Origin of the sequence: Streptomyces sp. NPDC001750 (genome assembly GCF_042892615.1) — a bacterium.
Lineage (GTDB): Bacteria > Actinomycetota > Actinomycetes > Streptomycetales > Streptomycetaceae > Streptomyces.
In genome coordinates this window covers 246,439-269,464 of sequence record NZ_JBIAUE010000002.1, presented here as the reverse complement: position 1 = coordinate 269,464, position 23,026 = coordinate 246,439, and the positions used below count along the sequence as shown (strand labels likewise).

General features: G+C 72.0%; 18 protein-coding genes and 1 pseudogene. 15 read left to right on the top strand and 4 right to left on the bottom strand.

Features of this window, described 5'->3' with window-relative positions; translation table 11 throughout:
* Window positions 1–171: 171 nt before the first annotated feature.
* Complete coding sequence (locus ACFYY6_RS04535; protein ID WP_351523786.1) at window positions 172–975, bottom strand: alpha/beta fold hydrolase; 804 nt, start codon at window positions 973–975, stop codon at window positions 172–174.
* A 134-nt stretch (window positions 976–1,109) separates the two neighbouring features.
* On the bottom strand, window positions 1,110–1,526 hold the full coding sequence (locus tag ACFYY6_RS04530) for a DUF427 domain-containing protein (RefSeq protein ID WP_389191641.1): 417 nt from the start codon (window positions 1,524–1,526) through the stop codon (window positions 1,110–1,112).
* A gap of 147 nt (window positions 1,527–1,673) precedes the next feature.
* Here ACFYY6_RS04530 and ACFYY6_RS04525 point away from each other — a divergent pair, with 147 nt between their 5' ends.
* From ACFYY6_RS04525 to ACFYY6_RS04480, 10 genes and pseudogenes are all read left to right on the top strand, one after another.
* Window positions 1,674–2,213 carry a TIGR00730 family Rossman fold protein gene (locus ACFYY6_RS04525; RefSeq protein ID WP_351523783.1) on the top strand — a complete coding sequence of 180 codons (540 nt, stop codon included), beginning with the start codon at window positions 1,674–1,676 and terminating at the stop codon, window positions 2,211–2,213.
* Window positions 2,214–2,322: 109 nt separating this feature from the next.
* Window positions 2,323–3,012: an SDR family oxidoreductase gene (locus ACFYY6_RS04520; RefSeq protein WP_351523781.1), complete on the top strand. Its 690-nt coding sequence runs from the start codon at window positions 2,323–2,325 to the stop codon at window positions 3,010–3,012.
* A gap of 145 nt (window positions 3,013–3,157) precedes the next feature.
* Window positions 3,158–4,183 (top strand): methionine synthase, encoded by a 1,026-nt coding sequence (locus ACFYY6_RS04515; protein ID WP_351523779.1) that lies wholly within the window; start codon window positions 3,158–3,160, stop codon window positions 4,181–4,183.
* A 30-nt stretch (window positions 4,184–4,213) separates the two neighbouring features.
* The gene (gene ligA, locus ACFYY6_RS04510) at window positions 4,214–6,406 is read left to right on the top strand and encodes an NAD-dependent DNA ligase LigA (protein WP_389191637.1); all 2,193 of its coding nucleotides are present in this window, start codon (window positions 4,214–4,216) and stop codon (window positions 6,404–6,406) included.
* Window positions 6,407–6,737: 331 nt separating this feature from the next.
* Window positions 6,738–8,897, top strand: a complete 2,160-nt coding sequence (locus ACFYY6_RS04505) for a putative bifunctional diguanylate cyclase/phosphodiesterase (protein WP_389191634.1) — start codon at window positions 6,738–6,740, stop codon at window positions 8,895–8,897.
* A 192-nt stretch (window positions 8,898–9,089) separates the two neighbouring features.
* Window positions 9,090–9,386, top strand: a complete 297-nt coding sequence (gene gatC / locus ACFYY6_RS04500) for an Asp-tRNA(Asn)/Glu-tRNA(Gln) amidotransferase subunit GatC (protein ID WP_389191631.1) — start codon at window positions 9,090–9,092, stop codon at window positions 9,384–9,386.
* Between the two features lie 4 nt (window positions 9,387–9,390).
* On the top strand, window positions 9,391–10,893 hold the full coding sequence (gene gatA, locus ACFYY6_RS04495) for an Asp-tRNA(Asn)/Glu-tRNA(Gln) amidotransferase subunit GatA (RefSeq protein ID WP_351627216.1): 1,503 nt from the start codon (window positions 9,391–9,393) through the stop codon (window positions 10,891–10,893).
* Window positions 10,890–11,129 (top strand): hypothetical protein, encoded by a 240-nt coding sequence (locus tag ACFYY6_RS04490; protein ID WP_351523773.1) that lies wholly within the window; start codon window positions 10,890–10,892, stop codon window positions 11,127–11,129. The genes gatA and ACFYY6_RS04490 overlap by 4 nt, the downstream gene beginning before the upstream one ends.
* A 16-nt stretch (window positions 11,130–11,145) precedes the next feature.
* Window positions 11,146–12,654 (top strand): Asp-tRNA(Asn)/Glu-tRNA(Gln) amidotransferase subunit GatB, encoded by a 1,509-nt coding sequence (gene gatB, locus ACFYY6_RS04485; protein ID WP_351523772.1) that lies wholly within the window; start codon window positions 11,146–11,148, stop codon window positions 12,652–12,654.
* A gap of 110 nt (window positions 12,655–12,764) precedes the next feature.
* Window positions 12,765–13,009: pseudogene (locus tag ACFYY6_RS04480) on the top strand (arsenic transporter); the annotation flags it as partial.
* 110 nt (window positions 13,010–13,119) lie between these two features.
* Here the strand turns inward: ACFYY6_RS04480 and ACFYY6_RS04475 are convergent.
* Window positions 13,120–13,473: an NPCBM/NEW2 domain-containing protein gene (locus ACFYY6_RS04475; RefSeq protein ID WP_389191628.1), complete on the bottom strand. Its 354-nt coding sequence runs from the start codon at window positions 13,471–13,473 to the stop codon at window positions 13,120–13,122.
* A gap of 454 nt (window positions 13,474–13,927) precedes the next feature.
* Between ACFYY6_RS04475 and ACFYY6_RS04470 the strand changes: the two genes are divergently transcribed.
* The 4 genes from ACFYY6_RS04470 to ACFYY6_RS04455 all read left to right on the top strand — a co-directional run bounded on the left by ACFYY6_RS04470 (window position 13,928) and on the right by ACFYY6_RS04455 (window position 19,673).
* Entirely contained in the window at window positions 13,928–16,051 is a 2,124-nt protein-coding gene (locus ACFYY6_RS04470; protein WP_389191625.1) for a phosphocholine-specific phospholipase C, read from the top strand.
* Between the two features lie 118 nt (window positions 16,052–16,169).
* On the top strand, window positions 16,170–16,586 hold the full coding sequence (locus tag ACFYY6_RS04465; RefSeq protein ID WP_389191622.1) for a hypothetical protein: 417 nt from the start codon (window positions 16,170–16,172) through the stop codon (window positions 16,584–16,586).
* Between the two features lie 187 nt (window positions 16,587–16,773).
* Complete coding sequence (locus tag ACFYY6_RS04460) at window positions 16,774–19,020, top strand: MMPL family transporter (protein WP_388648009.1); 2,247 nt, start codon at window positions 16,774–16,776, stop codon at window positions 19,018–19,020.
* The gene (locus ACFYY6_RS04455; RefSeq protein ID WP_389191619.1) at window positions 19,017–19,673 is read left to right on the top strand and encodes a GNAT family N-acetyltransferase; all 657 of its coding nucleotides are present in this window, start codon (window positions 19,017–19,019) and stop codon (window positions 19,671–19,673) included. Before ACFYY6_RS04460 ends, ACFYY6_RS04455 begins: the two co-directional genes overlap by 4 nt.
* Before the next feature lie 45 nt (window positions 19,674–19,718).
* Here the strand turns inward: ACFYY6_RS04455 and ACFYY6_RS04450 are convergent, their stop codons facing one another.
* Window positions 19,719–22,421 carry a helix-turn-helix domain-containing protein gene (locus ACFYY6_RS04450; protein WP_388648007.1) on the bottom strand — a complete coding sequence of 901 codons (2,703 nt, stop codon included), beginning with the start codon at window positions 22,419–22,421 and terminating at the stop codon, window positions 19,719–19,721.
* A gap of 223 nt (window positions 22,422–22,644) precedes the next feature.
* Between ACFYY6_RS04450 and ACFYY6_RS04445 the strand changes: the two genes are divergently transcribed.
* The gene (locus ACFYY6_RS04445; RefSeq protein ID WP_351521423.1) at window positions 22,645–22,872 is read left to right on the top strand and encodes a hypothetical protein; all 228 of its coding nucleotides are present in this window, start codon (window positions 22,645–22,647) and stop codon (window positions 22,870–22,872) included.
* Window positions 22,873–23,026 lie beyond the last annotated feature (154 nt).

Below are 23,026 nucleotides of genomic sequence, written 5' to 3'. Positions count from 1 at the left end.
ATACGCCCAGGGGGAGGGTGCGTCGGGGCCGGGTGGCGGCACCGTCTGGTTCGCGTCGGCGCTCGGCCGCGGGCCCGCCCCGGCCGTGTCCTGCCCGTACCGGCGTTCCCGCGCCTCCGGCACGGCCTCGCCCGACCCCCGTGCGGGTGCGGCCGTGCCGGAGGGCGGGGGTCAGGATGCCCGGAGCAGGGGGCGCGTGTCCTCGGCGAAGAATTCCGTCAGCACCGGGGCCACCGCCTGGGGCGCCAGGTCGCGGGTCTGGCCCGTCAGGGTGCGGTGGCGGGCACGCGGAACGGCATCCGCCAGGGCACGGGTCGACCGGTGGGCCCGGGCGGTGCTGGAACCGCCGCACACCACCAGGGTCCGGGCCGTCACGGAGGCGAAGCGCTCGGCCGGGATCGAACCGTCGCCGAGCAACGCGTCGTCGTACGCCAGGGTGTGGGCCAGCGACACCAGGTCGTGCCACAGCGGTGCACGCCGCATCCGGGCGACGGTGTCGGCCGGGACGCCCGTCACGGACAGGAACAGTTCCACGGCCCCGGCGCGGTCCTCGGCGGACAGCAGACGGTGCAGGCGGGCCGTGCAGGACGCCTTGAACTGCGCCCCGGCGGCGCCGGGCGTGTACGTGGGCTCGTACACCGCCAGCAGGTCGACGGGCACCCCCGCCGCGGCGGCCTCCAGGGCCAGCGCCCCGCCCGCGCCCACCCCGAACACCGAGGCCCGGCCGCCCACTGCCGCGATGAGCGCGGCCAGGTCCTCGATCTCGCGTTCCACCGCGTACGGGCCGTTGTCGCCGCTGGAGCCGCGTCCGCGTCTGTCGTACGTGACCACGCCGAAGCGCGGGGCGAGGAGGCGCGCCAGGGGCGCCTCGGTCGCCGCCGTGCCCAGCGCTCCGCCAACCAGGACCACCGGCGGTCCTTCACCTCGGCGCCGATAGGCGATCACGGTGCCGTCGGGGGAGAGAGTCTTGTCCATGCAAGTGCAGACCACCGCCCTCCCGAAAACTCATCGCTCCGGCCCAAGATTCTTTGGGATTCCTCAAGTCCGCAGGTTGGGGCGGTGGTTGAGCGGGCGGCCCCGGCGGTCGCGAGGCGGCCGGCCGGGGACATTCAGCCGGTGACGGTCTCGGTTTCGTAGAAGCAGAAGTGGTTCTTGATCGGGGCGACTTCGGGTTTCGGATCGGGATAGGCCCAGACGAGATCGGCCGCGTCCGGAAGCGACCAGTAGGAGGCATCGCCCTTGAACGGGCAGTGCGTCCGCGTGTCCGAGGCCGTCAGGAGGTCCGTACGGACGTCCTCGGGCGGCAGGTAGTAGCGGACCGGGCAGCCCGTCTCGCGCAGGACGATCGGGCGGCGGCTCTCGGCGAGCACCTGCCCGTCGTGGACCACCCGTACGTGCTCGGTGCCGGGCTCGACGGTAATGCGGTGTCCCGTGTGCCCCGCGTGCCCCGCGTCCCCCGCGTGTTCCGGGTGCCCCTGGCGTCCCTGGTGTCCCGCGTGCCCCTGATGTCCCTGTGTGGAGGTCATGCCTTGTTCAGCCGAGTCGCGGGCCGTTTTCTTCCCTCGTCGTCCCTGCCGTTCGGGCCTTTCCCCCGGCCTTCCCCGTCCTCTCGGCATGGCCGGAAACGGGCCCGGTGGCGTGGCCTGCCGGTGGCGACCTCTACGGTGTCCGCTATGAACATCTGCGTCTTCCTCTCCGCCGCCGACCTCGCCGACCGCTACACCCGCCCCGCCCGTGAATTCGCCGAGCTGATCGGCAAGGGCGGGCACACCCTCGTCTGGGGCGGGTCGGAGAGCGGGCTGATGAAGGTCGTCGCCGATGGCGTGCAGGAGGCGGGCGGACGGCTGGTCGGCGTGTCGGTCGACTTCCTCGCCGACAAGGCGCGTACCAACGCCGACGAGATGGTGATCGCCCGCGATCTCGCCGAGCGCAAGGCGCTGCTCCTGGAGAAAGCCGACGCCGTCGTGATCATGGTGGGCGGCACCGGGACGCTCGACGAGGCGACCGAGATCCTGGAGCTGAAGAAGCACGGCAAGCACGACAAGCCGATCGTCCTGCTGAACACGGCGGGCTTCTACGACGGGCTGCACCAGCAGTTCCAGCGGATGGAGGACGAGGGCTTCCTCCCCATCCCGCTCACCGACCTGGTGTTCTTCGCCAAGGACGGCGCGAGCGCCCTGGCCCACCTGGAGGACGCGGCCGAGCAGCGGTGACGCGGGCGCACGGATCGCGCGGTCATGCGCCGACAGGCGTGTGCGGCGGCGCGGTGCGCGGCTCCGGGGCACGACCGGCGGCCCGGCGACCTGATGAGATCATGGCGGTATGCCCACACATGTCATCACCGGCGCCGGGTCCGGCATCGGCGCAGCCGTCACCCGTCGTCTTCTGGAGCGCGGTGACGAGGCCGTGCTGGTGGCCCGCGACGCGGCCCGCGCCAAGGAGCTCGCCGAGCTGCACCCCGGCGCCCGTACGCTCGTCGGCGACCTCGCCAACCCGGACCGGCTGTCCTGGGCGTTCGCCCACCAGACGATGCCGGAACGGGTCGACTCGCTGCTGCACGTCGCGGGCGTCGTGGAGCTCGGCGCGGTCGGCGACCTCACGCCCAAGGCGTGGCACTTGCAGCTCAACGCCAACCTGATCGCGCCCGCCGAGCTGACCCGGCTCCTCCTGCCGCAGCTGCGGGTCGCCCAGGGGCATGTGCTCTTCGTGAACTCCGGCGCCGGGCTCGCGGCGTCCGCGGAGTGGGCCGCGTACGCCGCGAGCAAGCACGGTCTGAAGGCGCTCGCCGACTCGCTGCGCCAGGAGGAACACGCGAACGGGGTCCGGGTCACCTCTGTCTACCCGGGACGCACCGCCAGCCCCATGCAGGCCAAGGTCCACCAGCAGGAGGGAAAGGAGTACGACCCCTCCCGCTGGATCGACCCGGAGTCGGTGGCCACCACGATCCTGGCGGCTCTCGACCTGCCGCGCGACGCCGAGGTCACCGACCTCAGGGTGCGCCCCGGCCGCTGACCCTCGCGCGCCCCGGCCGCCGACCGCCCGGACCGTACACGGCCGGACCGTCACCGCGCGGATCGGGCGGCCGTCCCGCGTGGTGAGGGTCCGGTCCGGCGGCCGTCCCGCACCACGGGCCGTGGACGGCCTTTAGGCTTCCCACGTGAGCGAGACGAACAAGTTCGAGGGTTGCCGGGCCACCGGAATCGGTTCCATGCCCGGAGGAGACGCGCGGGAGGCGGCGAAGACCGTCACCGGGTCCTTCGGGGACGGCGAGGGGCTGCCGTATCTGGCGGAGCTCCCGGCCCGTGGGCCCGGTGCGGACATGATCGGGCGGACCGTCGGGCTGCTCGTGGACCTGTACGGGCACGTCGAGCCCAGCGGCTGGCGGGTCAGCGACCGGCCCGGCCGGGACACCCGGCGGGCCAGGTCCTGGCTGGGCGAGGACCTCGACGCCCTGGAGGAGTTCACCCAGGGGTACGAGGGGCCGCTCAAGGTCCAGGCCGTCGGCCCGTGGACGCTGGCCGCCGCGCTGGAACGGCGGGGTGGCGAGGCCGCGCTCGGCGACCCGGGGGCCTGCCGTGACCTGACGGCCTCCCTGGCGGAGGGGCTGCGCGCCCATCTCGCGGAGGTGCGGCGCCGGGTGCCCGGCGCCGACGTGGTGCTCCAGCTCGACGAACCGTCGCTGACCGGTGTCCTGCGCGGGGGGATCAGGACGGCCAGCGGCTACCGCACCTACCGGGCCGTGGACCGGCAGATCGTGGAGGGCGCCCTGCGCGACGTCCTGGCAGCGGCCGGGGACGGGGCGACGGTCGTGCACAGCTGCGCCCCCGACGTACCGTTCGCGCTGCTGCGCAGGGCCGGGGCGGACGGGATCTCGTTCGATCTCGGACTGCTCACCGAGCGTGAGGAGGAAGCGATCGGGGAGGCGGTCGAGGGCGGCACCCAGATCTTCTTCGGAGTGGTGCCCGGCACCGACCCGGCCTCGGGCGGATTGCCCGACCCGGGCGGTAGCGTCATGGGGGTCAGGACGCTGTGGCGCAGGCTGGGGCTGAATCCGGGGACGCTGACGCGGTCCGTGGTGATCACCCCGGCGTGCGGACTGGCGGGCGCCTCGCCCGCGTACGCGCGCGCCGCGCTCGCCCACTGCGCCCGGGCCGCGAGATCACTCGCAGACAACCCTGAGTAACGGGGTCACGGGTAACGGGAGGACGGAACGATGGCCGGCGAACAGCAGACGGCGGTGCCCGCACAGGTCCGGGAGCGGCACGCGCTCCTCGCCGAACAGATCGAGGAGCACCGCTTCCGCTACTACGTGAACGACCAGCCGGTCGTGAGCGACGCCGAGTTCGACCGGCTGATGCGTGAACTGGAGGGCCTGGAGGAGGAGTACCCGCAGCTGCGCACGCCGGATTCGCCGACGCAGAAGGTGGCGGGTCCGTACCGGACGGAATTCACCTCCGTCGAGCACCGCGAGCGGATGCTGTCGCTGGACAACGCCTTCGACGAGGAGGAGCTGACGGCCTGGGGCGAACGGATCGCCAAGGACGTCGGCACCACCGGCCATCACTTCCTGTGCGAGCTGAAGGTCGACGGTCTCGCGGTCAACCTCACCTACGAGCAGGGGCGGCTGACCCGCGCCGCGACCCGGGGCGACGGCCGGACCGGCGAGGACATCACGCCCAACATCCGTACGATCGCCGAGATCCCGCACCGGCTGAAGGGCGACCGGATCCCGGAGCTGGTCGAGATCCGCGGCGAGGTCTTCTTCCCGATGCACGCCTTCGAGGAGCTGAACGCCCGGCTGGTCGCGGCGCAGGACAAGCCGTTCGCCAACCCACGCAACGCGGCGGCCGGTTCACTGCGCCAGAAGGACCCGAAGGTCACCGCCACCCGCCCGCTGCACATGGTGGTGCACGGCATCGGCGCCCGTGAGGGCCTCGACATCGACCGTCTCTCGCACGCCTACGAGCTGCTGCACGAATGGGGCCTGCCCACCGCCCGGCACAACAAGGTGGTGGATTCGCTGGACGGCGTACGGGAGTTCATCGCGTACTACGGCGAGAACCGGCACTCCGTGGAGCACGAGATCGACGGTGTCGTCGTCAAGCTCGACGAGATCCCGCTCCAGGGCCGGCTGGGCTCCACCTCGCGCGCCCCGCGCTGGGCGATCGCCTGGAAGTACCCGCCGGAGGAGGTCAACACCAAGCTGGTGAACATCCGCGTCGGTGTCGGCCGCACCGGCCGCGTCACGCCGTACGCGCAGGTCGAGCCGGTCGAGGTGGCGGGCTCCGAGGTCGAGTTCGCCACCCTGCACAACCAGAACGTGGTGAAGGCGAAGGGCGTCCTCATCGGGGACACGGTCGTGCTCCGCAAGGCGGGCGACGTGATCCCGGAGATCCTCGGCCCGGTCGTCGATCTGCGCGACGGCACCGAGCGGGAGTTCGTGATGCCGACGCACTGCCCGGAGTGCGGTACGGAGCTGAAGCCCATGAAGGAGGCCGATGTCGACCTCCGGTGTCCCAACGCACGCTCGTGCCCCGCTCAGTTGCGGGAACGGGTCTACTACCTCGCGAGCCGCAAGTGTCTCGACATCGACCACTTCGGCTATGTCGCGGCGGCGGCCCTGACACAGCCTCTGGAACCCGCCGAGCCGCCGCTGCGCGACGAGGGCGACCTCTTCGGGCTGACCATCGAACAGCTCCTGCCGATCCGCGCCTACGTCCGTGACCCGGACAGCGGGCTGCCCAGGCGCGACCCGAAGACCGGCGAGGAGAAGACCGCCTGGGTCTTCGCCAACCAGCAGGGCGAGTCGAAGAAGAACGCGCTCGCCATGCTCGACGCCATCGCCGCGGCCAGGAGCGCTCCGCTCGCCCGGATCCTCACCGGGCTCTCCATCCGGCACGTGGGCCCGGTCGCGGCGGCCGAGCTGGCCCGTCAGTTCCGCTCCATCGAGCGGATCGACGAGGCGACCGAGCAGGAGCTGGTCGAGGCCGACGGGATCGGCGGGATCATCGCCGCCTCGGTGAAGCAGTGGCTCGCCGAGGACTGGCACCGCGAGATCCTGCGCAAGTGGCGGGAGGCCGGGGTCCGGATGGAGGACGAGGAAGCGGGGGAAGCGGCGGGGCCGCGCCCGCTCGAAGGGCTCACCGTCGTCGTCACCGGCACGCTGTCCGGCCACACCAGGGACGGCGCGAAGGAGGCGTTGCAGAGCCGCGGGGCGAAGGTGACGGGTTCGGTGTCGAAGAAGACCTCCTTCGTGGTCGTCGGCGACAACCCCGGTTCGAAGTACGACAAGGCGGTGCAGCTGAAGGTGCCCGTGCTGGACGAGGACGGCTTCACCGTGCTGCTCGAACAGGGACCGGAGGCCGCGCGCGAGGCCGCCGCGCCCGTCGCGGAACCGGCGGAATGATCGGGGCGAGGACGGGACCATGGCCGGTCGAAGGGGTGAATCCAGGGGCACATGACGAACGAAAAGGAACAGAGGCGTCATATGCGGGTGGAAGGGGGCAAGGGTTGCCCCCAGTTGGGCGGGTTCACCCGAACGGCGCATATCAGATGCTGGTGAAGGGTCGGTTCGCATTCGGGCAAGAGCGGTAGAGCGCTGCCCTTATCGGCCTGTTGCGGCCTACTGTTGGGATGTGCGTCTGCCGTGCCCGGCCGCGGATGGGAATTCCGGGTCGTGGTGGCATGGAACTGAACCATCGGGTGACATGGGCACCGCCGGCTGTGAGAGGGACGGAATGAAACCGACCGAGAGCGCCGCACCGGTGTCGCGGCTGCAAGGTTTCGTCGGCCTCACACCCAAGGTGGGTGCCGTTGCCATCGCGTTCGCCTTCGTTCTGATCGCGACCGGTTTCTACCGGGCCCTGAGCGAGGGGCGCGCACTTTTTCCCGACGGCGAGGCCGGCTGGTCCCTCGCCGTCCTCACCGGTGTCGTCGTCGGCCACCTGGTGGCGCTCGGACGCGACCGGTGGTCGGGCGGCGCCGGTTCCGGGGCCGCCCTCACGCTCGCCGTGCTGCTGCTCTACGGCTGGCTGGCCGCCGGGCTGGTGAGCCTGGTCGTCGTCGTGCTCGTCGGAGTCGCCCGCCGGCAACGCTGGTGGCAAGGGCTGCTGCACGGAGCCGTGGACATCCTGGGCATAGGCGCGGCGGCCCTGGTTCTCGCCGCGTTCGGCGACGTCCAGACCGTCGAATCCCCCTGGCAGCCACTCGACTGGGGCATCGCCGACCTCCCCGAGATCCTGCTGGCCGCCTGCACCTATCTGCTCGTCAGCCGCCTCCTGCTCTGGTACGCGGGAGCCCCCCAGGGCGGCGGACTGCCGACCGTCGCCCGCACCACCCTGCTCCGGCAGGGCCTCCTCATGGCGGCGCTGATCGGCATCGCACCGCTGATCTGCGTCGTCGCGATGACCATGCCGATGCTCCTGCCCCTGTTCGCGGTGCCGCTCATCGCCCTGGACTCCACCCTCTGGATCGCGCGGGCCCGCGCGGAGGAGCAGCTGCGCGACCCGCTGACCGGGCTGCCCAACCGGCAGTGGCTGCTGGAACGCATCTGGACGGCCCTGGAGGACGCCGAGGCCGTCGGGGCCAGGGCCGCTCTCGTCCTGATCGATCTCGACCGCTTCCGGGCGGTCAACGACACCCTCGGCCATCTGGCGGGGGACCGGCTGCTGCTGCAGATAGCGGAGCGGCTCCGGCTCGCGCTTCCGCGCGGGGCGGAGGCCGCACGGCTCGGCGGCGACGAGTTCGCCGTGCTCCTGCCGACCACCGACTCCACGACCAGCGCCCAGCGGGTCGCCCGCCACCTGGTCGCGGCGCTGTCCTCCCCGCTGGACCTGGACGGTCTGACCCTGGTGCTGGAGGCCAGCGCGGGGGTCGCCGTCCACCCGGACCACGCACCGGACGCGGAAGGTCTGCTCAGGCGGGCGGACGTGGCGATGTACCAGGCCAAGCGCGACCGCACGGGTGTCGAGGTGTACGAGTCGAAGCGGGACAGCAACACCCCCGACCGGCTCGGGCTCCTCGGCGACCTGAGACGGGCGCTGGACGCCGGTGAGGTGGAGCTCCACTACCAGCCGAAGGTCCGTTTCGACGGCCAGGTGGCCGGCCTCGAAGCGCTGGTGCGCTGGGTGCACCCGGAGCGCGGGCGGGTCCCTCCGGACGAGTTCATCGCCATCGCCGAGTCGTCCGGGCTCATGCCGCACCTCACGGAGTACGTCCTGGAGACGGCGCTGGCCCAGGTCGCCCGGTGGCGGGCGCAGGGGCTGTTCGTCCCGGTCGCGGTCAACGTCTCGCCGCGCGACGTCCACACCCCCGGATTCGCGGGCAGCGTCGCGGCCCGGCTCGCCCGGCACGGCGTCCCGGCCGGGGCGCTCCAGCTGGAGATCACGGAGCATGTGCTGCTGGAGGACCCGCAGCGCGCCGCCGACACCCTGGCCGGGCTCACCGGGCACGGCGTGAAGATGTCCCTCGACGACTTCGGCACGGGGTACTCCTCGCTGGTCCATCTGCGGCGGCTGCCGGTCAGCGAGCTGAAGATCGACCGGTCGTTCGTGGCCCGGCTGGCCGTCGACAACGAGGACGCGGAGATCGTCCGCTGCACCATCGACCTGGCGCATTCGCTGGGCCTGCTGGTGGTCGCGGAGGGCGTCGAGGACGACCAGACCTGGGAGCGGCTGCGGGACCTGCGCTGCGACGCCGTGCAGGGATGGCTGGTCGCCGCGGCGATGCCGCCGCAGGAGACGACGGCCTGGCTGCGGGCGCGCGGCGAGCACGGCTGGCGCCGACCGGCCGAGCTGGCGGCCGCGGCCGCCGCAGCCGCCGCAGCCGCCGCGGCGACGCCGGAGCTGGAGCAGCGCCCTCCGGGACGGACGGCCGACTCGCGGCCCGCGACGACCTGACCGCCGACGTGCGTCGCCACCGCCCGACACGGGTGCGCGACGGCGCGACCGTCCGGCCCGCGTCCGCGACGGCGAGGGCGGCCGGCCCCGATCGGCCGCCCGACCAGGAGGTTCACCCGGGTGGCGGGAGCGTTGGCGGCCGACACCATAGGATTGGGCCAAAACCGCACACCAACCCCTGAGGATCGCTGCATGCCTGGCATCACGCGCGAGGAGGTCGCCCACCTCGCCCGGCTGGCGCGTCTGGAGCTGAAGGGCGAAGAGCTCGATCACTTCGCCGGTCAGCTCGACGACATCATCGGCGCGGTCGCCCGCGTCTCCGAGGTCGCCGACCAAGACGTACCGCCGACCTCCCACCCGCTGCCGCTGACCAACGTCATGCGCGCGGACGAGGTCCGTCCGTCGCTCACCCCCGAGCAGGCGCTCTCCGGCGCCCCGGCCCAGGAGCAGCAGCGTTTCAAGGTGCCGCAGATCCTGGGGGAGGGCTGAAACCATGACGGACAACAGCACCATCATCAAGCTCACCGCCGCCGAGATCGCCGAGAAGATCGCGTCCGGCGAGCTGACCGCCGTCGAGGTCACCGAGGCGCACCTGGCCCGGATCGACGCGGTCGACGAGAAGGTCCACGCCTTCCTGCACGTCGACCGCGAGGGCGCGCTCGCGCAGGCCCGTGCCGTCGACGCGAAGCGGGCGGCGGGCGAGAAGCTGGGCCCGCTGGCGGGTGTCCCGCTCGCGCTCAAGGACATCTTCACCACCGAGGGCATCCCGACCACCGTCGGTTCCAAGATCCTCGAGGGCTGGATCCCGCCGTACGACGCGACCCTCACCAAGAAGCTGAAGGACGCCGACGTCGTCATCCTCGGCAAGACCAACATGGACGAGTTCGCCATGGGGTCCTCCACCGAGAACAGCGCCTACGGCCCGACCGGCAACCCGTGGGACCTCACGCGGATCCCGGGCGGCTCCGGCGGCGGCTCCTCGGCCGCGCTCGCCTCGTACGAGGCCCCGCTGGCCATCGGCACGGACACCGGCGGCTCCATCCGCCAGCCCGCCGCCGTCACCGGCACCGTCGGCGTCAAGCCCACCTACGGCGGCGTCTCCCGCTACGGCATGGTGGCGTTCTCCAGCTCCCTCGACCAGGGCGGGCCCTGCGCCCGTACGGTCCTGGACGCGGCGCTGCTGCACGCGGTGATCGGCGGCCACGACCCGATGGACTCGACGTCCATCGACGCCCCGGTCCCGCCGGTCGTCGAGGCCGCACGCAACGGCAGCGTCGAGGGCATGCGGGTCGGCGTCGTCAAGCAGTTCTCCGGCGAGGGCTACCAGGCCGGCGTCGTCCAGCGGTTCAACGAGTCGGTCGAGCTGCTGAAGTCGCTCGGCGCCACGATCGTCGAGCTGGACTGCCCGTCCTTCGACCTCGCGCTGTCGGCCTACTACCTGATCGCGCCGTCCGAGTGCTCCTCCAACCTGGCCCGCTTCGACGCCATGCGCTACGGCCTGCGGGTCGGCGACGACGGCACGAAGTCCGCCGAGGACGTCACCGCGCTCACCCGCGAGGCCGGTTTCGGCGACGAGGTCAAGCGCCGCGTCATCCTCGGCACGTACGCGCTCAGCTCCGGCTACTACGACGCGTACTACGGCTCCGCGCAGAAGGTCCGCACTCTGATCACCCGGGACTTCGAGCGGGCCTTCGAGCAGGTCGATGTAATCGTCTCGCCGACGACGCCCACCACCGCCTTCCCGATCGGCGAGCGCGCCGACGATCCGATGGCGATGTACCTCGCGGACCTCTGCACCATCCCGACCAACCTCGCCGGCAACGCCGCCATGTCGCTGCCCTGCGGTCTGGCCCCGGAGGACGGCCTGCCGGTCGGTCTGCAGATCATCGCCCCCGCCATGAAGGACGACCGGCTGTACAAGGTCGGAGCCGCCGTCGAGGCCGCCTTCGTGGAAAAGTGGGGACATCCGCTGCTGGAGGAGGCTCCGTCACTGTGAACGCGCTGAGCAAGGCCAAGGGCTTCAAGAAGTCCAAGGCCGGTACGTACCTGTCCATCGGCACCACCGCCTTCGGGGCGCTCGGTGTCATCAGGCAGGCCAAGCAGGCCCGCTCCGAGCACGACACGCTCCGGCTGGTCGACGCCGTCGTCTCCGCCGCCGCCATCGCCACCGGTATCGCCCTGCTGCTGCGCGAACTCAAGCGCATCGGCGACGACGACGTACTGCTGGGCTGAGAGGGAAAGTTTCACCGTGACTGTCACCGACCTGGTGTCGTACGAGGACGCCCTCGCGTCCTACGACCCCGTCATGGGCCTGGAGGTCCATGTCGAGCTCGGCACCAAGACCAAGATGTTCTGCGGCTGCTCGACCGAGCTGAAGCAGGACGCCAACTCCCAGACCTGCCCGGTCTGCCTCGGACTGCCCGGCGCGCTGCCGGTCGTCAACGAGATCGGCGTCGAGTCCGCCATCAAGATCGGCCTCGCGCTGAACTGCGAGATCGCCGAGTGGTGCCGCTTCGCCCGGAAGAACTACTTCTATCCGGACATGCCGAAGAACTTCCAGACCTCCCAGTACGACGAGCCGATCGCCTTCAACGGCTATCTGGACGTCCAGCTGGAGGACGGCGAGGTCTTCCGCGTGCACATCGAGCGCGCCCACATGGAGGAGGACACCGGCAAGTCGACCCACGTCGGCGGTGCCACCGGCCGCATCCAGGGCGCCTCGCACTCCCTGCTGGACTACAACCGCGCCGGCATCCCGCTCATCGAGATCGTCACCAAGCCGATCGAGGGCGCGGGCGCCCGTGCCCCCGAGGTCGCCAAGGCGTACGTCGCCGAGCTCCGCGAGCTCATCAAGGCGCTCGGCGTCTCGGAGGCCCGGATGGAGATGGGCCAGATGCGCTGCGACGTCAACCTGTCGCTGCGCCCGCAGGGCACCGAGACGTTCGGTACGCGCTCCGAGACGAAGAACGTGAACTCGCTGCGTTCCGTCGAGCGCGCCGTCCGCTTCGAGATCCAGCGCCACGCCGCGGTGCTGGGCTCCGGCGGCACGGTCGTGCAGGAGACCCGTCACTTCCACGAGGAGGACGGCTCGACCACGTCCGGCCGCATCAAGGACAACGCCGAGGACTACCGCTACTTCCCCGAGCCCGACCTGGTGCCGGTCGCCCCCGCCCGGGAGTGGGTCGAGGAGCTGCGGGGCGGCCTCCCCGAGCTGCCGCGGGTGCGCCGCAACCGGCTCAAGGAGGAGTGGGGCGTCTCCGGGCACGACATGCAGTCCATCCTCAACGCGGGCGCGGTCGACCTGATCGTCGCCACGACCGAGGCGGGCGCCCCCTCGGACCAGGCCCGCAAGTGGTGGATGGGCGAGCTGGCCCGTAACGCCAACGAGACCGGCCGCGGCCTCGACGAGCTGCCGATCACCCCGGCGCAGGTCGCCCGGGTGGCCGAGCTCGTCGCCTCGGGCGACCTCAACGACAAGCTGGCCCGCCAGGTCATCGAGGGCGTCCTCGCGGGCGAGGGCGACCCGGACACCGTCGTCGAGAAGCGCGGCCTGAAGGTCGTCTCGGACGAGGGCGCGCTGGGCGCGGCCGTGGACGAGGCCATCGCCGCCAACGGCGCCATCGCGGACAAGATCCGCGGCGGCAAGGTCGCGGCGGCGGGCGCGCTCGTCGGCGCGGTCATGAAGGCCACCCGCGGCCAGGCGGACGCGGCCCGGGTGCGCGAGCTGATCCTGGAGAAGCTCGGCGTCGAGGGCTGATCCGGCCGTAGCACGGGCGGTCCCCGTGGTCGTCCAGAAGGGGCGGTGCACCCGTGATCCGGGTGCACCGCCCCTTCGGCCGTGTCAGCCGCCGGCGCCCCGGCTCCGGCCTGCTCCCGGTCGTGGCGGCGGCCGGTCCCGGCCCGTGCTCGCCGCACTGGTCGGTGTGAACCTCGGCCCGAACCTGACCTGTGTCGGCTCGCTCGCCACCCTGCTCCGGCGCCGTGTCCCGCACAGCCACGACGCCGCGCCGGAGCTCGGCCACTTCACCCGGCTCGGTCTGCTGACCGTACCGGCGACGCTGGGCCTCTCGACGATGGCGCCGTGGGGCGCGCTGCGGCTGATCGGGGCGTGACGCGGGGCGGGGCGGGCGGCCCGAGCAGGCCGTCCCGAGCAGGTCTCGCCATGAGCAGGCCGTCCCGGGCGGTCCGCCCCGTCGTGCGCGGTCCGGGCCGTCGCCCGCGTCTACCGCTTGAGCAGCGGGGTGCCGAGCGTGAGTTTCGCGCCGTCGCAGTCCTCGTCCACCTGGATGCGCAGCCGCAGCCCGTTCGCCACCTTCAGGGACAGCCGCTGCGGCTTGCCCGGTTCGAGCGTCCCGACCCAGAGCGTGGTGTCGTCCACCTTGACGGTCAGCCGTCCCGTCTCGTAGTTCGAGTCGTCGTCGATCCCCGCCGTCAGGTCGAAGGTGGTCCAGGCGCGCCCGAGGTCGAACTCCATGTACGGCTCGGTGGTGCAGTCCGGCGATGCCACATGGGCGTCCGTGCGCAATCGGGTGTTGAGGTTCGCGGAGCCCACCTCGAACCCGTCGGCGTCGGCCACCGGGTTCGGCGTGGTCAGCGAGACCTCCGTGGCGTTGTCGGCGACCCCGGGCGTCGACGGGTCCGGCGATGGGTCCGGCGACGGGTCGTCGCCCTCGTCGTTCGCGCCCCCGGAATCGTCCGGCGACGCGTCCGGGCCGGGGTCCGCGTCCGCCGGTGCGGACGCGCCGACCGCCGCGCGAGCCTCGGCCGGGCCCCCGCGGGCGCCATGGACCGGGACGGCCTGGCGCCTCCTTCGGACCGGGACGGCTGCGGGTGCCTCGGGCCGGGGCGGCCGGGTGCTTCGGGGCCGGACCGCGTGGGCGAACCGGCGCCGGACCGTCGTGGGCCTGTGGGGGCGGTTGGACTTTCCGGCCGACGTGTTGGACGTTCACCACCGAGCCGTACGGAGTCCTTCCCGAGGCCACCTGGCGTGATTACGTTCCCGGCCATACGACAGGACTCGGGAGGCTCACTTGACCACGGACATCTCACGGCGACGGCTCTTCGCACTCGGTGGCGGCGCGCTCGGCGCCGCGGCGGCGGGGTCGCTGCTGCCGCCGTCGCTGCAGGCCGCGATGGCCGCGCAGCCGACGCACCCGGCCGGGTCCGGTGGGAGTGGGCTCCGGGACATCAGGCACGTGGTGATCCTGATGCAGGAGAACCGTTCCTTCGATCATTACTTCGGCACGCTCCGGGGCGTGCGCGGCTTCGGCGACCGCAACGCGATCGAGCTGCCCTCCGGCAGGCCGGTCTTCGAGCAGCCCGCCCCGCTCGGCGCCTCCGTGCTGCCGTTCCCGGTGCGGGGAGCCGCCGAGACGCAGAAGAAGGACCTCCAGTACATCGGCGCGCTCGACCACTCCTGGAACGGCGGCGGCCGAGCGTGGGCCGACGGCTGGATGAACGGCTGGGTGAGCGCGAAGACGGCCGCCACCATGGCGTACTACGACCGCCGCGACATCCCGCTGCACTACGAACTGGCCGACACCTTCACGGTCTGCGACGCCTACCACTCCTCGATCCACTCCTCGACCAGCCCCAACCGCAACCACCTCTGGAGCGGGAGGACGGGCTACGAGCCGAACGGGAAGCGGGCCGTCGGCAACGACGCGTACGACGAGGGCACGCACCCCGGGTACGACTGGGGCACCTACGCGGAGCGGCTGGAGAAGGCGGGCCGCAGCTGGCGCACGTACACCGAGTGGGAGAACTTCACCGACAACCAGATCGAGTTCTTCGCCACCTTCAAGGCGATCGCCCGCAAGGCGCTGGCGAGGACCGGTGGTCATACGTACATGGAGTCCTTCTACTCGGCCGTCCGGGAAGCGGACGCCGCCGAGCGGGAGCGGTTGTTCGGGCTGCTCGAACAGGGCGTCGCCACCCTGGACAGGACCGAGCGCAGCCTCTTCGAGCGCGGGCTGCGCCGGGTGGAGACCGGCACGCTGGCCGACGAGTTCGCCAAGGACGTGGCGGCGGGCACCCTCCCCGAGGTCTCCTACCTGGTGCCGTCGGCCCTCGACTCCGAGCACCCCAGCGTCTCCTCGCCGGTCCACAGCGCGACGATCGTCTACAAGATCCTGGACGTGCTGGGCAGGCACCCCGAGGTCTGGCGGCACACCGCCGTCCTCATCAACTACGACGAGAACGACGGCTTCTTCGACCACGTGCCGCCGCCCGTCGCGCCGCCGGAGGTGGCCGAGGAGCGGTGGGAGGGCAAGCCGACCGGTCTCGGCATGCGGGTCCCGCTGCTCGTCGTCTCGCCCTGGACCGTGGGCGGTTACGTTTGCTCCGAGGTCTTCGACCACACCTCCGTCATCCGCTTCCTGGAGCGCTGGACCGGGGTGGAGGAGCCGAACATCGGCGCCTGGCGGCGCACCGTCACCGGCGATCTGACCTCGGCCTTCGACTTCAAGCGCGCACGGCGGCGGCCCGACGTGGAACAGCCCGGCGCCATCCCGCCGTTCACCGGACGCTGGGCGCCGAGGCCGCCGCTCGTGCAGCACATGCCCGCACAGGAGCCCGGGGTGCGCCCGGCCCGCCCGCTGCCGTACCAGCCGGACGCGCAGGCCCGGCTGGTGGGCGGTGAGGTGCGCGTGGCCCTCGGCAACACCGGCCGCTCCTCCGCGCACTTCACGCTGTACCCGTACGCGGGCGAGTTCCCCGTGCCGCAGCATCGCGACGTGAAGGGCACGGCGCACTGGTCGGTGCCCGTCAACGGCTCGGCGTACCGGTTCACGGTGACGGGCCCCAACGGCTTCCGGCGCGAGTTCGCCGGGCCCGCCCAGGGCGCCGCCGCGGCCGGTGCCGAGGTCGGCTCACGGATCGACGCGCACGAGCGGGATCTGCATCTCGTCCTGCGCAACAACGGGCGGACGACGCTCACCTTCACCGTGCGGCCGCTCGGATACGTCGACGAGGCGGACCTGCGCGACTGGACCAGGACGGTCGAGGTCAAGCCGGGACGCAGCCGTACGGTGGTGCACTCGGCGGCGGACGCGCACGGCTGGTACGACCTGGAGATCACCGTCGACGGGGAGGGCGGCTTCCGGCGTCGGCTGATGGGACACATCGAGAACGGCCGGGCGAGCGTCTCCGGCTGACGGCGACGGCCGGACCGGCCGTTCACGGGCGGCCGGAGCCCCGCGGTTCGCACGGAGGTTCGAGGCCGGGCGGAACCGTCGGTCCGCGCCCCGCGTGCTCGTGGTCACGCTGGTGGGCATGGAGCCTCGTGCGTTCCCGGGCGGCGCGGCGCCCCGGTGGAGCGGCGCCCCGGTGGAGCGGGCCGTGGTGGACGCGCCCGCCCCGGCCGCCGAGCCCTGGATGCGCCGGTGCCGGAGGGCGAGGAGTGCGGGCGTCCGGTCCCATTTGTGCACGGAGGTCCTCGACGACCACCGCAACGGTGATCCGTTCCGGGAGCCGGCCGTCCCCACCACCCCGCCCGGCGAGCTCTCCCGGGCCGCTCCGGCCGGGCACGTCGTCGCCCACGCCGACCGCCGGTACGCGGTCTCGGGCCGGCTCGACGACGGACCGCCGCGGCGGGAGGGCCGTGACCGCCCGACGGCACCGCGGCCAGGGCGGCACGCACAAGGAATCAGGGACGAGCAACCAGGCACCGCTCGCGGGCGGGGCCTGTGAGTAATGCCACGAATGGGGCAAAGGATCACCATCGGCTGCGAGAGTGGACATACCCACGTCATGCGTTCTTCGCGGGTGCTCCATGTCTCGTTCCCCCGTGCGCCACCCACCCGTGGCGGCACGAGCCCGACGAGCCGTGTGCCGGAAGAGCCGCGAACCGTCCGCGAACCGTCAGGGAGCACGTCAGGTGGCCGCCCTTGCCCGTTGGTGTATCAGGCACCGCCTCGTCACTGTTCTCGTCTGGCTTCTCGCCCTCGGCGGCGCCGCCACCGCGGCGGGCCTCGCCGGCTCCGCGTACTCCAACCAGTACGACGTGCCCGGCACGGAGGCCGGCCGGGCCGCCGATCTCCTGAAGGACGGCTTCACGGACCTCGGCGGGGACACGGACACCATCGTCTGGCACACCACCGACTCCACCGTGCGGGCCGCCGACGTCCGGCAGACCATGACCCGCACCCTGCACGCGGTCGAGGAACTGCCCGGAGTCGGTGCCGTCACCGGGCCGTACGGGGCGTCCGGCGCCGGACAGATCAGCCCCGACGGACGCACCGCCTACGCCACGGTCACCTTCGACCGGCCGTCCGACGAGATCCCCGCGCACCAGGCGCGGGCCCTCGTGGACACGGCGAAGGCGGCCGAGGCCGACCACCTCCGGGTGGAACTCGGCGGACCGGCCGTCGCCCTCACCGAGGCGCCCGCCATCCACTTCAGCGAGGCCATCGGGGTCGTCGTCGCGGCCGGTGTCCTGTTCCTCGCCTTCGGTTCCCTCGCCGCCAGCATGCTGCCCATCGCCACCGCCCTCGTCTCCGTCGGAACGGCGTACGCGGCCATCATGCTGCTGGGGCATGTGATGACCGTCGCCGACTTCGCCCCGATGCTGGGCATGCTGATCGGGCTGGGCGTCGGCATCGACTACGCGCTGTTCATCGTCACCCGGCACCGCGCCGGTCTGCGCCAGGGCATGCCGGTCGCCGACGCCGCGCGCGGTGCCGTCGCCACGACCGGCCGGGCCGTCGTCTTCGCCGGGGCCACGGTGTGCGTCGCGCTGCTCGGCATGCTCGTCCTGCGACTCGAATTCCTCAACGGTGTGGCGATCGCGGCCTCGCTCACCGTCGTCCTGACCGTGGCCGCGTCCGTGACCCTGCTGCCCGCGCTGCTGTCCTTCATCGGGATGCGGGCGTTGAGCCGCCGCGAACGGGCCCGGCTCGCCGAGGAGGGCCCGCGGCCCGACGTCCCCACCGGGTTCGCCGCCCGCTGGTCCGGGTTCGTCGAACGCCACCCCAAACTGCTCGGCTCACTCGCCGCCGCGGTGATGCTGGTGCTGGCGCTGCCCACGCTCTCCCTCCACCCGGGCACCTCCGACCAGGGCAACAACCCGGCCTCGTCGACCACCCGGCAGGCGTACGACCTGCTGTCCGACGGATTCGGGCCCGGCGTCAACGGCCCGTTGACGATCGTGGCGCAGCTCGACGGCGCCGGGGACCGGCTCGCGATGGACGGCCTGCCCGCCACGCTGCGCGCCACCGAGGGAGTGGCCTCGGTCGGCCCGGTCACGTACAACGCCGGCGGCGACACCGCCTTCGTCACCGTCGTACCGACCTCGTCACCGCAGTCGCGGGACACCAGCGACCTCGTCGACCGGCTGCGCTCGGACGTCATCCCGAAGGCCGAGGCGAACACCTCGCTCCAGGCCCATGTGGGCGGGGTCACGGCCGGGTACGACGACTTCGCCCGGACCGTCATGGACAAGCTGCCGCTCTTCGTCGGTGTGGTCATCACGCTCGGCTGTCTGCTCCTGCTGCTGGCCTTCCGGTCGATCGCCATCCCGCTGAAGGCCGCCGTGATGAACATCGCCGCCGTCGCCTCCTCGTTCGGGGTCGTCGTGGCGGTCTTCCAGTGGGGGTGGGGGAGCGAACTGCTGGGCCTGGGCAGCTCCGGTCCGATCGAGCCGTTCCTGCCGGTGATCATGGTGTCCGTGCTCTTCGGGCTCTCCATGGACTACCAGGTGTTCCTGGTGGGGCGCATGTACGAGGAGTGGCTGGAGACCCGTGACAACCGGAGGGCGGTACGGGTCGGTCTCGCCGAGACCGGCCGGGTGATCAACTCCGCTGCGGTGATCATGATTTCGGTCTTCCTCGCATTCGTCCTCAGCGGCGACCGGGTCATCGCCATGTTCGGGATCGCGCTGGCCGCGGCCGTGGCCCTCGACGCCTTCGTCCTGCGTACGCTGCTCGTCCCCGCCCTGATGCATCTGCTCGGCGGCGCGAACTGGTGGCTGCCGCGCCGGCTGGACCGCTGGCTGCCGCGGATCAGCATCGAGGCTCCGGAGCGCGGCACGGCGCATGCGAGGATCGCGCGAGAGGCGCACGCGGCGCCACCGGCGGAACAGGCCGGGGCCGCGCGGGCGACGAAGACGGTTCGAGACGGAGCATGATGTTCGCGATATCCCTCGGCGACGACGCAGACGACGCAGACGACGCAATCGGCAGAGACGGCGGGGAGCGCGGGGACGGCAGCGGCCACGCGGGTCAGGCGAACCACCGGGGCCGTGGAGGCGAGGGGGCGGAGCTGCGCCCGCTGGAGGTGTGGCACGCCGAGGAGTTCCTCGCCCACATGGACCGGGCCCGCGCACTCGTCGACCCCTGGATCCCCCTCGCCTCCTTCGCCACCGACGCGGACTCGGCACGCGCCCTGCTCCTGCGGTACGCGGAGAAGCAGGCGAACGACACCGGACGGCTCTACGGCATCTGGCTGGACGGCACGCTCGTCGGCGGTGTCCTGTTCCGGATCTTCGAGGCGGACTCGGGCAACTGCGAGATCGGCTGCTGGCTGGAACCGGCGGGGGAGGGGCGCGGCCTGGTCACCCGGGCGGCGCGGAAACTGATCGACTGGGCGGTCCACGAGCGCGGCATGCACCGCGTGGAGTGGCAGGCGACCAGCACGAACACCCGCAGCATCGCCGTGGCCCGGCGGCTCGGCATGCGGCGCGACGGAGTGCTGCGACAGAGCTACCTCTACCGCGGGGAGCGGTACGACTCGGAGGTCTGGTCGGTGCTGGCCCCGGAGTGGCGCGCCCGGAACGCCTGACGCCGCGGCGGGTCGGGGCGGGAGCGGGTGACGGCGCGCCCCTGGTCACTTCCGGCCGGTGAATCCGGCCGGGGCGTACCGGGCCTGCTGCTCGCGGTACGAGCGGCCGAGGTGGTGCTGGAGCCGGATGTGGCGGAACTGGTAGACCGCCCCGGTCTGGCGCAGCACGCCCCGGCGGTACGCGTCGTCCAGGAAGGCGACCGTGTCCCAGGGCAGCTTGCCGGTCAGGGGCAGCCAGACGCGGGCCAGGATCACCCACTGGCCCCAGGCGGTGAACGAGAACGCGTACGAGAGCGCGCCGCCGAGGCCGCCGACCGCCCCGATGACGAGCCCGTCCTCCAACTCCCAGTTCATCGGTCCGAGGAACTCCTGCAACAGATCGGTGAACAGATAGCCGTCGAGGGCGATCGCGAGGGTGAGCGCCGGGATGAGGACGAGGACCTGTCGGCCCACCGTCGTGCGGTTCCAGGCCAGCAGACCGGCGGGGGTGGCCGCCGAGGCGACGTCCAGGGGCGCTTCGAGCACGGCCAGCAGGCCGAACACCAGCCCGGCGCCCGCCCCGAAGATCAGGCCGAAGGCCAACATGTTGATGAGTGTGCCCTCGATGACCCGCTCGTTCGTGAGCGGGATGCCGTAGGACAGCCGGCGCTGGAGGGCGAGCGAGCTCGCGCAGCCGACGCCCATGACGAATCCGCCCAGCAGGACGGCCCCGAACCGGGTGGTGAACACGCGGACCGGACGCCGGCCGATGCCCTCGCCCCTGCGGTGCAGTCTCAGCCGCACGTAGGACGGCTCGAAGGTCCCGGCGCCGACCGCGGCCATGATCCCGTACACGCACGCGAAGGAGAGACCGGCGCATGTCCCCATCAGGGCACCCAGCAGGAGGGAATCACCGAACGCCATCGGAATGAAGAACAGGGCGACCAGCCACTCGGACACGGCGACGCTCAGCGCGGAGGCCAGTGCGACGGCCGCGACGCGCGTGGACAGCCGCACGGAGCCGCTGATCCGCCACCACGCGAGGTCCTGCTGGTCGCGGTCGAGCCGGGCCAGGTGGTGGGCGAGATAGCCGAGCCAGCGCTCGGTGCCTTCCGGGTCCCGGTTCCCGTCCCCGGTCCGGGGCCGGGCCCGGACCCGGTTCCGCTCGCCGCGCCGGTGGTCCGCGGCGGTCAGTTCGGCGGCGTGGCCCCGGTAGACCGTCGGTACGAAGCCCGCCAGCAGGTGTTCCTCCAGGGACTTCTCGTCGGGGAACCGTTCCGTGTCCAGCAGTTCCACCGGATTCCGGTCGGGCGCCTCGCTGTACATCGTCCGCGCCAGGACGATCATGAGCGGGGTGCTCAGGACCCTGGCGAGCGGTACGTCCGCCGCCCGGCCCTCCCGGTCCCGCAGCCCGTCCAGGACCGGCCCCCACACCGCGCCGTCCCGGGTGCTCCCGTCGCCGTCGGCGCCTGGACCGCGGACACCCGCACCGTCGGCGCCCTCACCACGGATGCCTTTGCCGCGGACGATCGGCCTGGCCGTCCTGGGCAGATAGGCCACGAGGTCGTCGAGGGCGAGGTCGGTGAGTTCGATCCCGGCCGCCCAGACGAGGGGCGTCCCCGCCGCATGGACCGCCTCGGCGAACTCGGCACGCCGACTGGTCAGGACGAGCGGGAGAGAGACGGCGTTGAGTGCTTCCAGTGACGCCTGCCGCAGGCCCTCCGCGACCTCGTCGAAGCCGTCCAGGACCGGCAGTACGAGACCGGCGTCGACGAGGGCGGCGGCCAGCGGCCCCCCGTCGGGGGCCCGGCGGGCCAGATGCGGGTGATCGCGTACCAGCCGGTCGACCAGCCAGTCCCGCAACGCGATCGTCGTCGGGTCCCAGGAGCCGAGACTGAAGATCACCGGCACCTTGTCGGCGTGGTCCGTGTCCTCCAGATAGTCCAGGACGAACCTGATCGTCAGGATCGACTTGCCCGATCCGGCCCGGCCCAGAATCACCAGCCGCCCGGACCGGATCCTCCGGTAGACCTCGGCCACGCTCCGCACGTCGCCCTCCAGGTCGATTCGGTGCGGAGTCGCCCCCGAAGGAAGGCGCTGAATGTTCTCCGGATAGTCCGTCAGGAATTCCGGCGCCTCCCGCCAGCGCACCGGTAACGGAAACGGGTCGTGAACCCGGCGCTGTTCCTCCTCGCGCCGCCAGCGACGCCCGATTTCCCTCGCCAATTCGGCGGCGGCGTCGGCGAGCGCACCTCGGACGTCCACCGGGGACATGCTGCGGGCCGCCGGAACGGAATGCGGTACGGGCGGAGTGCCGGGCGAATCGGCCGTGCCGGACCTCGAAAGGCGCACTCCCGTGGCCGAATCCGATGAAACTGCGGTGGTCGACTCACGTGATTGTGAGGCCTGTTCGGGAATGCGCAGGGTCGATCCGGGCGCGACGGACGCCGGTTCGAGAGCACCTGCGGCCGATTCGATTGCAGGGGAGGCGGGTTCGGCCGACGGGGGACCGGGGGCGGCCGGTCCAGGACCGGGCGCGACCGCCTGGAGCTTCGCGAGCAGGGCCGCGATCTGCCGCCGGTCGTCGGGCCCGACCTCGAGGGCGTCCGCCAACAGGTTCAGCGTCCCCAGCCGGTGATCTCTCGACCGCCCCGTCTCCAGTCTGCGGATGGTGCTGACGCTCACCCCGGACCGCTCCCCCAACTGCTCCTGGGTCAGCCCCGATCGGGTCCGCAGCCGACGCAACAGCGTGCCGAGCTGATCGGTCACTTCGACACCCTTCCACCACCGAGCGCGGTCGTCGGTGAGCCTACCGTGACGACCGGTCATATATGACCGGTGCCATGACCTGTCCTCCGAGCAGCGCGAACGCCAGGCTCATGGGTGTCCGGCCGGTGCGGCGAGCGGATCCGCGGTGAGCGGAGCCGTTCGGACGCCGGACCCGGCCGGCACCCATGGAAATGCCTCCCGCCACCACATAGGAGGAGTCGGCATGGCATATCGCTTCTGGTGCGGTGAATGCGGTTTCAAGACGTCGTGGCTCAGTGAATCCGAGGGCGCGCGGCGTCAGATGGACCACTACACCAAGCAGCATCCCGGGATTCCTCCCGGTGGCCATGTCGAGGCCAACCGGAAGAACCCGGAGAGCGGCAACGGGTGTCTTCAGCTGGTGGGAGTCGTCCTGCTGTTGCTGATGATCGCGGCCGCGTGCAGTCGATAGGCCCGTGAGGAACGTGAGTCGACATGTGCGGGATTCGTGCGCGGTCGATGCGTGCGCGCCCCGTGCGTGGTCGACGGGCGTGAACATGGCTGTTCACGCCGCCGCGTCATCCCACCGTTCCGCACCACCACGATTCCGTGATTCCAGCACGATC

Coding starts and splice junctions, on each gene's coding strand:
- ACFYY6_RS04535 (WP_351523786.1), bottom strand. CDS start 975: ATGGACAAGACTCTCTCCCCCGACGGCACCGTGATCGCCTATCGGCGC.
- ACFYY6_RS04530 (WP_389191641.1), bottom strand. CDS start 1,526: ATGACCTCCACACAGGGACATCAGGGGCACGCGGGACACCAGGGACGC.
- ACFYY6_RS04525 (WP_351523783.1), top strand. CDS start 1,674: ATGAACATCTGCGTCTTCCTCTCCGCCGCCGACCTCGCCGACCGCTAC.
- ACFYY6_RS04520 (WP_351523781.1), top strand. CDS start 2,323: ATGCCCACACATGTCATCACCGGCGCCGGGTCCGGCATCGGCGCAGCC.
- ligA (WP_389191637.1), top strand. CDS start 4,214: ATGGCCGGCGAACAGCAGACGGCGGTGCCCGCACAGGTCCGGGAGCGG.
- ACFYY6_RS04505 (WP_389191634.1), top strand. CDS start 6,738: ATGAAACCGACCGAGAGCGCCGCACCGGTGTCGCGGCTGCAAGGTTTC.
- gatC (WP_389191631.1), top strand. CDS start 9,090: ATGCCTGGCATCACGCGCGAGGAGGTCGCCCACCTCGCCCGGCTGGCG.
- gatA (WP_351627216.1), top strand. CDS start 9,391: ATGACGGACAACAGCACCATCATCAAGCTCACCGCCGCCGAGATCGCC.
- ACFYY6_RS04465 (WP_389191622.1), top strand. CDS start 16,170: ATGGAGCCTCGTGCGTTCCCGGGCGGCGCGGCGCCCCGGTGGAGCGGC.
- ACFYY6_RS04455 (WP_389191619.1), top strand. CDS start 19,017: ATGATGTTCGCGATATCCCTCGGCGACGACGCAGACGACGCAGACGAC.
- ACFYY6_RS04445 (WP_351521423.1), top strand. CDS start 22,645: ATGGCATATCGCTTCTGGTGCGGTGAATGCGGTTTCAAGACGTCGTGG.